Source organism: Candidatus Deferrimicrobiaceae bacterium (assembly GCA_036504035.1).
In the GTDB taxonomy this organism is placed as follows: Bacteria; Desulfobacterota; Deferrimicrobia; order Deferrimicrobiales; family Deferrimicrobiaceae; genus JANXPS01.
Map to the genome: position 1 here is coordinate 80,630 of DASXVV010000012.1, position 13,893 is coordinate 94,522.

Sequence of the window (13,893 nt, forward strand, 5' to 3'; positions counted from 1 at the left end):
TTATATTTGTCAGGTAGGCGGTCCCGCAAGCGATTTCCCGATGCGGGCGGCCGAGCGAAGGGGGGGATGCGGCGGCAATCGGGCCTGGGATTCGTACCATGGGTTTTACCCCCGATCTTTCCAGAAGAAGGGGGAGGGGATGCAGCAAATACATTTGTCGAACAGGAGGAGAAAGCATGCGTAAAGCATTCAAGATGGTCGCAGCGCTCGGGATGGTCGCAGCGATGGCCGCGCCGGCGATGGCCGATGTCAGCCTGACCGGGTTCTATCGGGCCCGCGGGTACGTCACCAATACGTTCGATTACGGGGCGGGAACGATCCTTCCGTCCGCCAGCACGGTGCCTGAAACCTCTACCGCTGCTCCGACAGCCAAGTCAAAGTCCTACGTCGATCAGCGCTTCCGCCCGAAGTTCACGGCGGGCGACGAGAACGTGAAGGCGGTCGGCTTCTTCGAGATCGATTCCCAGTGGGGCGACAGCAGCGCCACGGTCGGTCGTAACCAGGGTGCGGCCCTCCAGGGCGACTCGATCAACCTCGAGACCAAGAACGTCTACCTCTGGTTCAAGATTCCCGACACCTCCGTCGACTTCACCGTCGGCCTCCAGAACGTGACCGATTCCTATGCGGGCGTCTTCATGGGCGCCGCCGACGCCGCGGGCGTCGTCTCCAACTTCAAGCTCGAGCCGGTCACCTTCCGCCTGGGCTACCTTATTCCCTTCCAGCCGGCGCGCGACAAGTCGACCTCGACCACCTTCTACATGGCCGAGGCCAAGTTCGCCCCGACGCAGGATGTGAAGGTCGGCGCCAACATGTACTTCGTCCGGGACGGCGGGCAGTCGTACAACCCCGGCGCCATCGCCTTCGGGACTCCCGGCGTTTCGCTCTTTGACAACGCGGTAATCCCCGGCGGCACGACCAAGATCTACATGCCCGGTGTCGACTTCGCGGTCAACGCCGGCGTGGCCAAGGTCTCCGGCTTCGTCTTCGGCCAGTTCGGCGATCGGACCTACTTCAGCGGCGCGGCCAAGACCAAGATCAGCGCCTACGCGGGCGACCTCCGCGCCGACCTGAATGCCGGTCCGGCCAAGGTGTTCGTCGAAGGCCTCTACGTCAGCGGAACCAACTACGATCGGGGCAACGACAAGTTCAAGGGCGTTGTCACGATGGACGACTTCAAGTTCAACTCCGGTTCCTCGACCTACGCCCGCACCGACATGGTCTTCCTGTTCCCGGCTGTCGACTCCATCAACACCGGATCGGGCTTGGCCTATGACGCCAACAACCTTGGCCTCGGAGTCATCCACCTTGCGGCCGGGGCCACGATGGACGTCATGCCGAAGACCACCGCCAAGCTCGGCGTGGGCTACCTCGCCGCCGCCAAGAAGCTTTCCGGCAACAGCAACGCCGCATACTTCAACTTCCGCAACAAGTCCGACATGGGCACGGAAGTCAACGCCACCCTCAATTACAACGTGACCAAGGGCCTCGACACCGCGCTGACCGGCGCCTACGTGTTCCTCGGCAGCGCCTACGACAAGTCCAAGGACGGCTCGGCTGCGATGGACCCGAAGAACCCTTACGCCGTCATCGCGAAGGCCAACTACGCGTTCTAGCTCTTCCGATCGGCAATTCCGCTTCACCCGACCCCCGGGGGATCGCTCCCCCGGGGGTTTTTTGTTTGCTGCGGCAGTCAAGAAGTTGCTCCTGATGACGCTGGCCGGGAAGGGATTCCTGGCGGAATCCAAGGACGGGGCATGCACCATCAACATAAACTGCTTCCTCTTCGGCATGGGCGAGAAGGGGACCAAGCTCCAGGTGGCCGCCACGGAGGAGATCTCCGAGACCTCCTCCCACATCAAGTATTTCTGGCTGCTGTTCATCCCCATCCCCTATGGCAGCTACAACACGACGGCCATCACCTCGACCGAGACGATCAACGACAAGCTCTTCTACGCCTCCTTCTTCAAGGAGGTCCAGGCCAACCTCTCCGACGCCGCGTTGAAATAAAACCATCCCCACTCCCTCCCCCTCTCGGAACCAAGGGGCACGCGGTATCCGCCCCGACACGCGGGTGACCGACGCTTCCGTAGTGGAAGGGGATGGGGGTCTGAACGCAGTGCCGATGGATAGAAGTGTTGCGGCTGCCTACGGAGTGAACGGCCCCCGCCCCGGAACGAAGGATATCGCGGGCATCCGCTCTTCGCGGGGCCGCAACTGTTGGATTGACGCGGGAGCGGAGATTCCGGTAAGATACGCGTTTCGTCAACGACGGTGAAGGTGTGTCCATGTTCGAGAACTTAAGCGAAAAATTCCAGGGCGTCCTCAAGAACCTGCGCGGCCAGGGCCGGATCTCCGAGACCAATATCGAGGCCGCGCTGCGCGAAGTGCGGCTGGCGCTGCTCGAGGCCGACGTCAACTACAACGTCGTCAAGGATTTCATGGCGGCGGTCAAGGAGAAGGCGCTCGGCGCCGAAGTCCTCTCCTCGCTGTCGCCCGACCAGCACTTCATCAAGATCGTCTACGGCGAGATGGCCGCCATGATGGGCGGGCAGGCCGCCGACCTCGACCTGTCGCACAAGCCCCCCGTCCCGATCATGCTCGTGGGCTTGCAGGGCTCAGGCAAGACCACCTCGTGCGGCAAGCTGGCGCTCCAGCTCAAGAAGCGCAAGCGCGAGCCGCTGCTGGTGCCCGCCGACGTCTACCGCCCCGCCGCCATCGAGCAGCTGAAAATCCTGGGCGAGCAGATCGGCATCCCGGTGTTCGATTCCCGGGCCGACCAGGACCCGGTCGAGATCTGCAAGGCGGGCCTCAAGTTCGCCGAGCTCAACGGTTACGACGTCGTGCTGCTCGACACCGCCGGCCGCCTCCACATCGACGAGCCGCTGATGGAAGAGCTCGCCCGCATCAAGGCCGCGGTCGACCCGTCCGAGATCCTGCTCGTCGCCGACGGAATGACCGGCCAGGACGCGGTCAACGTCGCCAAGAGCTTCCATGCCAAGCTGTCGCTCACCGGCGTCGTCCTGACCAAGATGGACGGCGACGCCCGCGGCGGCGCGGCGCTCTCGATCCGGGCCGTCACCGGCGCCCCGGTCAAGTTCGTCGGCGTGGGCGAGAAACTCGACGCGCTCGAGCCGTTCTACCCAGAGCGCATGGCCTCGCGCATCCTGGGCATGGGTGACATCCTTACGCTCGTCGAGAAGGCGCAAGACCAGATCGACGAGAAAGAGGCACGCGACCTCCAGCGCAAGCTGCGCAAGAACCAGTTCACGCTCGAGGACTTCCGCGACCAGCTCCAGCGCATGCGCAAGATGGGGTCGATGGAAGAGATCATGGGGATGATCCCGGGGCTGGGCGGCAAGATCAAGCAGCTCAAGGAAGCCGCCCCCGACGAGAACGAGCTCAAGCGCACCGTGGCCATCATCGACTCGATGACCCGCGAAGAGCGCGCCAACGCCAAGGTGATCAACGGCAGCCGCCGCAAGCGGATCGCCGCCGGCAGCGGCACCACCGTCCAGGACGTCAACCGGCTGCTCAAGAATTTCCAGCAGGCCGAAGACATGATCAAGCGGCTCTCCAAGGTGCCCAAGGGGCGCCTGGGCCGTCACATGCCATTCTTTCGGTAGCTTTTGTGATAGATTGGAAAACTCTCAAATGAACCAGGAGGTTGTTTCATGTCCGTCAAGATCCGTCTGACCCGTACGGGGCGCACCAAGTCCCCTTCCTACCGTGTTATCGTTGCCGACTCCCGCTCGCCGCGCGACGGCAGGTTCATCGAGCGGCTCGGCACCTACACCCCCCAGGATAACCCTGCCGGGTTCCTCATCGACGAGGCGGCGACCCTCAAGTGGCTGAACGAAGGCGCGCAGCCCACCGAGACCGTCAAGTCCTTGATGCAGAAGGCCGGCATCTGGAAGAAATACATCGACGCCAAGCTGGCGACGAAGGCGGCGGCAAAGTCGGCCTGATTCCCGCCCGCGTGACGCCGTGACCGATGCTTTGATCGCCGTCGGGCGCGTCGTCGGGCTGCATGGCGTCTCGGGCAAGTTGAAGGTCAACCTGTTTTCCGGCGACCCGTCCGGGATGCGGCAGGTGAAGAACGTCCGGTTGTCCGCCCCCGCCACCGAAGGGGCTGCCCGGCGTCAACAAACGTTCGAAGTGATTTCGGCGCAGCGCGTTCGCGGCTGCGCCGTTTTTCATTTGAAAGGCATCGATTCCGTCGAGGCGGCGCAAAGCTGGATGGGAGCCGAGGCGGCCGTTCCGCGCGACGAGCTGCCCGAGCCCGACGCGGGGGAATACTACGTCAACGACCTCATCGGATGCGAAATGGTGGGCGAGGACGGCGGCGTCATCGGCAAGGTGGCCGACGTGATGCCGGGTCCTGCGCACGACTGGCTGCAGGTGCGGCGCACGGACGGCGGCGAAGCGTTCCTTCCGCTGATCGAGGCGTTCGTCCGGGAGGTCGACATCCCGAGTCGGCGCATCCGGGTGTCGCCGCCCGAGGGGTGGATCGATGCGGTTTGACGTCCTGACGCTTTTCCCCGCCATCTTTTCGGGGCCGCTCGACTGCAGCATCCTCGGGAAGGCGCGCGAGCGGGGGCAGCTGACCGTCGATCTCCACGACATCCGCGAATTCGCCGAGGGGAAGCACCGGGTGACCGACGAGCCGCCCTACGGGGGCGGCGGCGGGATGGTGATGAAGCCCGAGCCGATCTTCGCGGCCGTCGAGTCGGTCCGCGAGCGGTTCGGCGCCGGCAAGGTCGTGCTGATGTCCCCGTCGGGCGAACGGCTGTCGCCCGCCCTCGCGAATCGGCTGGCCGAAGAGGAAAGCCACCTCATCCTGATTTGCGGCCGCTACGAGGGGGTCGACCAGCGAGTGGCCGACCACCTGGCCGACATGGAGATCTCGATCGGCGATTTCGTGCTGACGGGCGGCGAACTTCCCGCGCTGGTGCTGATCGACGCGGTGACCCGCTTCCTGCCCGGGGTGCTGGGCGATCCCGGGGCGGCGCTGAACGACTCCTTTTCCGACGGCCTGCTCGAGGCGCCGCACTACACTCGCCCTCCCGTTTTCCGGGGGCATGCGGTTCCCGAGGTGCTGCTTTCCGGCAACCACCAGGCGATCCGGAAATGGCGCGCGGAAGAGAGCGCCCGCCGCACGGCGCTGAAACGCCCCGACCTGACCTCGCTCCACCATCGCTGAACCTTTTCCTCCATTCTGCATCCAAGACGTCGTGAAGCAGGCCGTGCCATCCGAATCCGGCGGAGGTCGGAATGTCCGGCAAAAAGTCGTCGCTTCTCCTGGTCTTCCTCGGGGCGCTCGTCGTCAAGTGCGTCTTGGGCTACGTCGTCCCGCTGACTACCGACGAAGCGTACTATCGGATGTTCGGGAAGGTCGTCGCCGCCGGGTATTACGACCATCCGCCGATGATCGGGTGGGTGATGTCGCTCGCCTTGATGCTCGGCGACGGACCGCTGGCGGTCCGTCTTCCCGCGATCCTGATGTCGAGCGCGGTCGGCGCCATGATCTACCTGCTCCTGCGCGGCCGCGACGAAGAGCGCGCATGCCTGGTGACGATCTTCTATCTGCTTTCCCCCCTGAACGTCCTTTTCGTGATCGTGACGACCGACACGCCGCTGTTCTTTTTCTCGTTCCTGTCCGCATTCCTGTTCTACCGGGCGCTGACGCGGGGCACCCTCCAAGATTACCTGCTGTCCGGGCTCGCGCTCGGCGGCGCATTCCTGTCGAAGTACATCGCCGTCCTTCTCGGCTTCGGATACCTGGCCTACTGGTGCCTGGCGCGGAAGGACCGCCCCAGCTTGCCCGGGATGCTGATGATGGGAGTCGGACTGCTGCCCGCGGTCGCCCAGAACCTCTGGTGGAACCACGCGCACGACTGGAACAACCTGGTCTTCAATCTGTTCAACCGCAACGGGGATGCCCATTTCGGCGCGAAGACCATCGGCACACATCTGCTGATCCAGGTTTACTTGATGACACCGCCCGTTGTGTCCGTGTTCCTTCGGCAGGGAGGGCGCTGGGCGCGCCGGGTGCGGGAAGACCGGCTGGCGCTCTTCGGGGTGCTCTACCTGTCGGCCATGGCGGTATTTCTGGGCGTATCGACCGCGCAAAGCGTCGGCCTCCACTGGGCGCTCGCCTTCTACCCGTTCCTGTTTGTGCTGCTCTTCCTGCTTCCGGAGAAGGAGGAGCTCTCCCGCATGTCGAAACGGGTGGCGCTATTCACCGCATTGCACCTGGTTATCCTGGCGGTGGCATTGGCGATCCCCCTGCAGGCGTGGGAAAAAGCGCCCTTCTACCAGGACATGGTGTTCCTCCTGCGCACGGACGAACTCGGGAAGCGGCTGGCTCCGCTCGAACGGGATTACCGGCTGGCAAGCACCAGCTACGGAGTTGCGAATATCCTCGGGAGCCACATGAAGTGTTACGTGTTCGTTTTCGGACCGGGGTCGATCCACGGGCGGCAGGATGATCTCTGGATGGACTTCCGGGCGATCAACCACGGAAACGTCCTGGTCGTGTGCAAGGGGCCGCAGAAGCGGGAGGACTATCTCCCGTATTTCGATTCGGTTGCCCTGGCGGATGTCTCGGTGGAAGGGGCGATGTTCCACCTCGTGATGGGCCGGGGGTTTCGCTACGATCGGTACCGGGACGTCGTCCTCAGGCAGGTCCTTGACCGGTACTACGCAGTCCCCGGATGGCTTCCCCGGGGGAGGGCGGACTTCGCGAACCGATATTTCGGAAGCGATTCGCCGCCGATTTCCCTTACGCTTCCCGTGGGGGGGTAACCGGAGCCGGTCTCCATCAGGAATTTTGCGTCCTCAAGGCCCGGTAGTCGGTCTTCCCCGTGCCCAGCAGCGGGATTTTTTCGAGCCGCACAGCTTTCCTCACATGATGGATCGGGCTCAATCCCGCCTCGCGAATCGCGGCGTTGGCGGTTTCCCGATCGACGTTGCGGGTCGTGTACAGGATCAACTCGGGCTGTTCCTCGCTTCCGTCCGATTCCACCGCGATCTCCGGCTCCGACGCCTCGGCGCCCTGGAAGCGGGCGACCAGCACTTCCTCGATGGCCGGCAGGCTCACCATCTCGCCCCCGATCTTGACGAACCGTTTCAGGCGCCCGGCGAAGACGAGGCTGCCATCGGGGTTCCTGCGGACCAGGTCGCCCGTACGGTACCAATCCTTGCCTTCAAACCGTTCGAACGGGGAAGGGCCGTCGTGGAACAGATATCCTCCGAAGATGCTCTTCCCGCGGACGAGCAGCATCCCCGGCATTCCTTCGGGCGCCCGGCCGCTCCCCTCCGGATCTTTCAGCACCCCCTCGACGCCTGGGAGCAGCTTTCCGACCGTGCCGGGACGCGGATCCTCGACCCGGTTCACGCTGACGATCGGGCTGCACTCGGTGATCCCGTACCCTTCGAGCACGACGAGATCTGGCTTGCGGCGTGAAATCGTCTCGTAAAGCGCTTCAGGGCATTTTTCCGCGCCGGTGACGACCAGGCGAAGCGTCGCCAGCTGCGCGTCGCCGGCAGCCTGGACGATGCCCTTCAAAAACGTGGGGGTTCCCATCAGGATGCTTGCCCGGTAAGCCTCGCACAGCTTCGAGAGTGCCGGCCCTTCCGTGGGGTTCGGGTGGAAGGCGGCGGGGAGGCCGGAGAGGAGCGGCAGCAGCAGGTTGCCCGTCAGCCCGAAGCTGTGGAAGGGAGGCAGCATGGAAAGGAGCCGATCCTGCGGCGTGACTTCGACGATGGAAAGGACGTCGCGCAGGTTGGCGAGTAGGTTCCCGTGCGTCAACGGGACGGCCTTGGGCAGGTTTTCGCTGCCGCTGGTGAAAAGCACGACGGCCGTCGCCGGGATCTTGGCGTGCCGCAGGGAGCGCCAGGAGAGACGGCTCCGAAGGAGTGCCTTGACCTTGGCGCCTTTGCCGATCCGCGGGGCGAGGCTCTCGACCGTCAGGAACCGGTCCGCCAGGCCGTCGAGCGCGATCCCCTGCTCCCGGAGCTTCCGGAGGAGGGCACCGGCGGTCAGGATGTGCCGGATCTTCAGCAGGTCGAGCGCGTGCGCCAGGTTGCGCTCGCCCACGGTCCAGTTGAGCATCACCGGCGTCTTGCCCGCAAACAGCGTCGCGAGATAGAGGACGCCGACGCCGGCGCTGGCCGGGAACATGAGCCCCAGGTAATCGCCCTCGAGCTTCTCGATCTCGGGCTTCAGGGCAAGAATGCCCAGGACGAGGTCGCGATAGCGCTTCACGCCGGAGGTCTGGTCGGCGAGCACAGGGCAGTCCGGGCCAAGCGCGGCCATGCGCAGGAACACCTCGGGGATCGTGTCGCCCTCGGGGATGGCCGGGGCGCGGTCGCCGTTGGCGAACCAGCTTCCGGGCACGAGCGAAAGCTCCGGCGGCGCCTCGACCAGCTGACCCGCCGCGGCGAGCAGGGCATCGGCGACGGTCTGGAGCGATTCGGGGTCGCGTACCGATTTCCCGAACGCCCCCTCGATGAAGAGCAGCAGCTCGAGCTTCTTGAGACTATCCATGGCGAGGTCGCGGGAGAGTGACAGGTCGTCTCGGATAGCGTCGACGCCGCACATTTCGCGAAGGGATTCCAGAACCTTCTCCCGGATGTCGGTCGCCACGCCGCTCGCGTCGCCTGCCGTCCGTGACTTTTCGAGGTCGGGCATCTCCCGGACGCCCCCTTTCTCGAAAGGCGAGTAGGGGACGTAGGTCGCGGGGGGAATGTCCTGGTTGTAAATCGCTTCGAGCGCCTGGTTGAGCGCGAGCCGCCCCTCGGTGCGCAGGAGGGGGGGCTCGGTCACGGCGATCGTGACGGGGCGGCGGGGGGCGAAGAAGAGGCCGCCCGCGAGCACGCCCTTGATCCCCCGCGAGACGGCGGCGCCGAAGTCGGGGTATTTCCCGCCGGCGAAGCTGAAGCCGCTGCCCCACAAGCCCGTCGTCTTGACGACGAGAAGCCGGGCGTTGGGGACTTCGGCCAGGAGGGTGTCGACCGCGCTTGCGGCGCGAAGCTCTTCCCGTTTGCTCCGCATGATGCGTCCGGCGGGGTAGATCAGGACATTCCGGCCGCTCTTGAGGTCGGCGGCGCAGGCGCGCAGCCCTGCTTCGACATCGGCCCGGCAGGATTCGCCGTAGACCGCGGGGTCGGGAATCGTGTGGATGCGCAGCCGTCGCGCGAGTGCCCCGAGCAGGCGCCCCTTCATCTGGTCGCGGTCGGCCAGCGTCGCGGGTTCCAGCGCTGGGTAAAGGTTGGACAGCACGATCAGCGGGTCGACCAGCGCCGGGTGGTTGGGCAGGATCAGGCAGCCGCGGAACGGCTTTCCTTCCAAGGCGTCCAGCCCCTCGACCCGGACCCGGTAGCGCAGGGAGAGGATGGCGCGCACGAGCCCAAGCAGCAGGCGATTCATCGGGCTTCCCCCTTCCGGAGCGCCGGGGCGATCAGGAGGGCGAAGAGGATCGCCGAAATCGCCAGGAGCCCGAACGACTGCGTGGGGAGCAGCACCCGGTTGAGGAGGTTGGACAGGCCGCTGGCGATCGCCATGCCGAGGAACACCGCGAAGTTGGCGCTGGCCCAGACGGCGCCCTTGCGCTCGGGCGCGGGCCGCACCTGGAGGAAGCTCTCGCAAGGGATCATGACGAGGCCGCCGCCGGCGCCGACGAGCGCGAGCAGCGGGTAGAGCAGCGGGAGCTGCCAGCCGGCGGGCAGCGAGGGGAGCGAGAATATGCCCCCGAGGAAGACCGCCATGGCGAGGCCAGCCGGGGCGAGTACCCGGTGCCAGCGTGCCCCTTTCGCGAGGCGTGCCGCGAGCATCCCGCCGAGGCCGATGCCGATCATCTGGGAAGCGACGAGGAAGCTCGTGTGCTGCTTCGACAGGTGGAACTGGAGCAGCCCCATCGGGTTGATCAGCAGAAGCTGGAGCGCGCCGAGCGACCAGATGAAGACGTCGGCGCCGATGATCGTGCCGAGCAGCCGGTCGGCGGACGCCCGCCGCAATTCGCGCAACGTATCGATCGGACCCGTCCACGGGAAGGAACGCGCCGGATCTGCAGCCGGGCGCCGGGGAACGCCGAAGCTGACGGCGAGACCGATGGCGCCGACGGCCATGATGGCGGCGGCGAGCGCCCCGCGCCCGAAGGCCGCACCCAGGATCGGCGCGCCCGGAAGGTCGAGCACGATCCCCGCCGCCGCCGTGCCTACGAGGATGCCCATGGTGACGAGCAGCCGGAAGACGGCATTGACGCGCGTGACGCGCTCTCCGGCGAACAGCTCGGGGATCGACCCGTTGAGCGCGGGGCTGAAAAAGCACGATTGCAGCCCCATCAGCCCGACCATGCCCGACATCAGCCAAAGGTTGCCCGTGATCAGGCCGGCCGCGCCCACCGCGGCGCCGAGCAGCTCGGTCGCCTTCGCGATGACGACCACGCTGCGTTTTTCGAAGCGGTCGGCCGCCCAGCCTGCCGGCGCGGCGAACAGGACGAACGGCAGAAGGAAAGCGAGCGCAGCCCGTCCCTGGAACTCGGTGCGCCCCGCCCCCACGGCGATCAGCATGACCGCCTGCTTGAAGAAGTTGTCGTTATAGGTGCCGAGAAAATAGGCGCCGCCCATCGCGGCGAAGGCGCCGCGCGGGTTGGCGGAAGATTGATTGATCGTTGCGTCCATCGGGGAATGATAACGGAAAGCAGTCATGTTCGCCCCTGCCTAATTGACCGAAAGGAAAGACATCCCGAGCGCCTCCTTGAGCGCGACGTCCCGGTCCCATGGGTTTTCGATGCGCCCGATCGCGCGAATCCGGGCGGGCGATAGCCGGAGCGGAAAGGCCCAGGCCGTGACGATCCCGGTGTTTGGGAGCGGCATGTCCGACCCGTAGACGAGTCGTCCGCGCAGCTCCGGCCGGGACATGAGGTGGGGGATCGCGGAAGCGCGGTTGACCTGGGTCAGCGCCGAGATGTCGGCGTACAGGTTTGCGTATTCTTGGGCGAGGCGGAGAAATCGGTCGACGTTCTTCTCGCCGCCGTTGCGGCCTCCGCCCCCGGCGTGGGCGGCGATGACGGTTACGCCCAGGCGGAGGGGGAGGCGGAGCCGCTCCGGGTCGGACAGCCGGTCGTCGGAACAAGTGAACGAGCTTTCCGAGCCGGTGTGCGTCAGGAGCGGCAGGCCGAGCGCCTTCATCCGGAGGTAGAAAGGGATCAGGCGCGGGTCGGCCGGATCGATCCCCTGGATCGAGGGTAGCCACTTGACCAGGACGGCGCCGTCCCGGGAAGCCTCCTCCAGCCGCGCGATGGCGTCTTTTCGGTACGGGTTGACGCTCGCCCCGTAGAGGAGATTCTGGTAGCGGCGAACGCCGTCCCGGACGAAGTCGTTCGGGACGTACATCTCGGTCCGGGAGCGGTCGAGCTCCCCGCGTTCGTCGACGACGCCGTCCAGCGCAAGCACCACGGCAGCGGAAACCCGGCGGGAGCCGTCGAGCATTTCGGAGAGCCGCCGGAGCACGAGGCCGTCTCCCTCCCGGAGCAGATCCGCCTGCGTGATCCCGAACGCCTTCAGGTAGATCCGGTATTTCCAGCTGCGCCGCATCCGCGGGGAGACGAAACATCCGCTGCCGCCGGCGCCGATGCCGGCGACGTGGCAGTGGAAGTCGACCAGCCCCCCGAACGCCCCGGCCTCCGCGCCCGTGCATGTCGTCCAGGGGGCCGCGAACGTGGTGGCGGCCATGATCGCGGCGATCGCTCGTTTCATCGGTTTCGTCTCCTCGGCTTCCAGGGTGGAGCCCGTGATCGGGGCTCTGGTCCCGGATAAGTCACGGAACGTGCCGGATCGTGCGTGAGGATGGCAACCATCTGTTATCAAAGAAATATCGTCTTTGGCAGCCGCCGGGGCCTCCTGCAACCCGGAGAACGGGTTGACATGGAATGTCCAGGCGATGTACATGAAATGCATGTCATTGCGAGACCCGCTCGATCCGGACGACTGGCGCTTCCTGGAAATGGTCGCGCAGGCGGCCTTCGCCAACCCCTTCGGGCAGGCGCGCGACGACCTCGACGTCAGGATCGGCGGCGCGGACCCCGGCGCGACGCCCGGCGCGGTGCTCGACGCGGCGATTGCCCGGGTCGGGGAGCGGATCGGCCGCCTGCAGCGGGCCGGGTGCGCTGACGTTCGCGGCTATGGGAGAACGCGCGGGGAGACGATCCGGACCGCGGTCCTGTTCCACCTGTTCCATCGTCATGCCGACGCATTCGACGCCCTGATCCGCGCCCAGTCCGGGAAGGGCGATGCGCCGGTCGCCGCCCCGTTCGCAGGCGAGGCGATGCGCGAGTTGTCGGGATTCGGGTTCGACCCGGAAGAGGCGGGGCGGCACCTGGCGCTCTTCTACCAGATGCGGCGGGCGTTCCACTTCGTCCGGGACGGACTGGTCGGTTCATCGCCCGCGATGCGGAAGCTGCGCGAGCGGCTCTGGAACTGCGTGTTCACGCACGATATCCGCTGGTTTGAATCCGGGCTGCGCGACCGGATGACCGAGTTTCCCGTCCTCCTGCTCGGGGAGACCGGGACAGGGAAAGGGGCGGCGGCGTCTGCGATCGGTCGCTCTGGGTTCATCCCGTTCGACGCCGCGCGGGGCCGTTTCGCCGAAAGCTTCACTCGCAACTTCGTGGCGATCAACCTGTCCCAGTATGCGGAAAGCGTCCTTGAGTCCGAGCTGTTCGGGCATCGCAAGGGGGCGTTCACCGGCGCCATCGAGTCGCACGAGGGGCTGTTCGGACGTTGCCAGCCCAACGGGGTGATCTTCCTCGACGAGATCGGCGATGCAGCCGTGCCGGTCCAGATCAAGCTGCTCCACGTCCTGCAGGACCGGACGTACTTCCCCGTCGGCAGCCACGAGACGTGCCGGTTCGAGGGGCGCATCGTCGCCGCGACCAACCGGCCGATGGGCGACCTCATGCGGGAAGGGCGCTTCCGGGAAGACCTCTATTACCGGCTCTGCTCCGACGAGATCACGCTCCCGACGCTCCGGCAGCGGCTTCGGGAGGATCCCGGTGAGCTCGGGCGCCTGGTGTCGAGCATCCTGTCCCGGCTGGACCCGGCGGCGTCGGGCCGGGAGGAGCGGCTGGTCATGGCGGCCTTGCGGGACGGGATTTCGCCCGATTACCCTTGGCCGGGCAACGTCCGGGAGCTGGAGCAGGCGGTGAAGCGGGTGATCCTCACGGGGCGGTACGAGGGGCGCGAGGCGGTTCCCTCCGCCGGGACGGAGGACGATGCGCTCCTCGCCGGGGTCCGGGACGCGGCCCTCGATGCGGGGACGCTTCTCGCGCGCTACTGCGCGATGCTCCATCGCCGGTTCGGGAGCTACGAGGAAGTCGCACGCAAGACGGGGCTCGACCGCCGGACCGTCCGGAAATACATTCTGTCTCTTGACACTCCCAGCCGCCTGTAATAAATTGACAGGTCTCATTTTGAATGGTGACCGAATCTAGGAAGGTGAAGACAATGAATCTCCTGCAGGAACTCGAACAGGCCAATCTGCGCACCGATTTCCCGGCGTTCAACGCCGGCGACACGGTTCGCGTCTACTCGCGCATCAAGGAAGGCGACAAGGAACGCATCCAGTACTTCGAGGGTATCGTCATCGGCTTCCACCGCGGCGGCATCTCCTCCACCTTCAAGGTGCGGAAAGAGTCCTATGGCGTCGGCGTCGAGCGCACCTACCCGATGCATTCCCCGCTGATCGAGAAGATCGAGATCAAGAAACGGGGCGACGTCCGCCGCGCCAAGCTGTTCTTCCTCCGCGAGGTGTCCGGCAAGAAGGCGCGCATCAAGGAAAAGAAGGACTGGCTCTCCAAGAAGCACGTCGCCGTCCCGTCGCAGGGCACCGCC

At 65.8% G+C, this 13,893-nt stretch carries 11 protein-coding genes and 1 pseudogene; 9 read left to right on the plus strand and 3 right to left on the minus strand.

The features are described 5' to 3' along the window. Positions 1–176: 176 nt before the first annotated feature. The 7 genes from VGK27_10710 (at position 177) to VGK27_10740 (ending at position 6,804) form a co-directional block, all read left to right on the plus strand. The gene (locus VGK27_10710) at positions 177–1,613 is read left to right on the plus strand and encodes a hypothetical protein (protein HEY3490574.1); all 1,437 of its coding nucleotides are present in this window, start codon (positions 177–179) and stop codon (positions 1,611–1,613) included. A gap of 61 nt (positions 1,614–1,674) precedes the next feature. After that, positions 1,675–2,007 (plus strand): hypothetical protein, encoded by a 333-nt coding sequence (locus tag VGK27_10715; protein HEY3490575.1) that lies wholly within the window; start codon positions 1,675–1,677, stop codon positions 2,005–2,007. A 278-nt stretch (positions 2,008–2,285) separates the two neighbouring features. After that, a complete protein-coding gene (gene ffh / locus VGK27_10720) occupies positions 2,286–3,623 on the plus strand; it encodes a signal recognition particle protein (GenBank protein HEY3490576.1) in 1,338 nt (445 codons plus the stop codon). Between the two features lie 48 nt (positions 3,624–3,671). Further along, the gene (gene rpsP, locus VGK27_10725) at positions 3,672–3,965 is read left to right on the plus strand and encodes a 30S ribosomal protein S16 (protein ID HEY3490577.1); all 294 of its coding nucleotides are present in this window, start codon (positions 3,672–3,674) and stop codon (positions 3,963–3,965) included. 19 nt (positions 3,966–3,984) lie between these two features. Continuing rightward, on the plus strand, positions 3,985–4,521 hold the full coding sequence (gene rimM / locus VGK27_10730) for a ribosome maturation factor RimM (protein HEY3490578.1): 537 nt from the start codon (positions 3,985–3,987) through the stop codon (positions 4,519–4,521). Beyond that, positions 4,511–5,200 carry a tRNA (guanosine(37)-N1)-methyltransferase TrmD gene (trmD, locus tag VGK27_10735; GenBank protein ID HEY3490579.1) on the plus strand — a complete coding sequence of 230 codons (690 nt, stop codon included), beginning with the start codon at positions 4,511–4,513 and terminating at the stop codon, positions 5,198–5,200. Before rimM ends, trmD begins: the two co-directional genes overlap by 11 nt. 71 nt (positions 5,201–5,271) lie before the next feature. Beyond that, positions 5,272–6,804, plus strand: coding sequence for a glycosyltransferase family 39 protein (locus tag VGK27_10740; GenBank protein ID HEY3490580.1), 1,533 nt, complete (start codon positions 5,272–5,274; stop codon positions 6,802–6,804). A gap of 16 nt (positions 6,805–6,820) precedes the next feature. Here the strand turns inward: VGK27_10740 and VGK27_10745 are convergent, their stop codons facing one another. From VGK27_10745 to VGK27_10755, 3 genes are read right to left on the minus strand one after another with little or no spacing between them, the layout of a single operon-like run. Next, positions 6,821–9,430 (minus strand): AMP-binding protein, encoded by a 2,610-nt coding sequence (locus VGK27_10745; protein HEY3490581.1) that lies wholly within the window; start codon positions 9,428–9,430, stop codon positions 6,821–6,823. Beyond that, a complete protein-coding gene (locus VGK27_10750; GenBank protein HEY3490582.1) occupies positions 9,427–10,710 on the minus strand; it encodes an MFS transporter in 1,284 nt (427 codons plus the stop codon). Before VGK27_10750 ends, VGK27_10745 begins: the two co-directional genes overlap by 4 nt. 12 nt (positions 10,711–10,722) lie before the next feature. Next, complete coding sequence (locus VGK27_10755; protein ID HEY3490583.1) at positions 10,723–11,760, minus strand: amidohydrolase family protein; 1,038 nt, start codon at positions 11,758–11,760, stop codon at positions 10,723–10,725. Positions 11,761–11,950: 190 nt separating this feature from the next. Here VGK27_10755 and VGK27_10760 point away from each other — a divergent pair, with 190 nt between their 5' ends. Together VGK27_10760 and rplS are read left to right on the plus strand one after the other, a co-directional pair. Continuing rightward, positions 11,951–13,453 (plus strand): sigma 54-interacting transcriptional regulator, encoded by a 1,503-nt coding sequence (locus VGK27_10760; GenBank protein ID HEY3490584.1) that lies wholly within the window; start codon positions 11,951–11,953, stop codon positions 13,451–13,453. A gap of 53 nt (positions 13,454–13,506) precedes the next feature. Further along, positions 13,507–13,839, plus strand: a pseudogene (rplS, locus tag VGK27_10765) (50S ribosomal protein L19). The last annotated feature ends 54 nt before the right edge of the window (positions 13,840–13,893 follow it).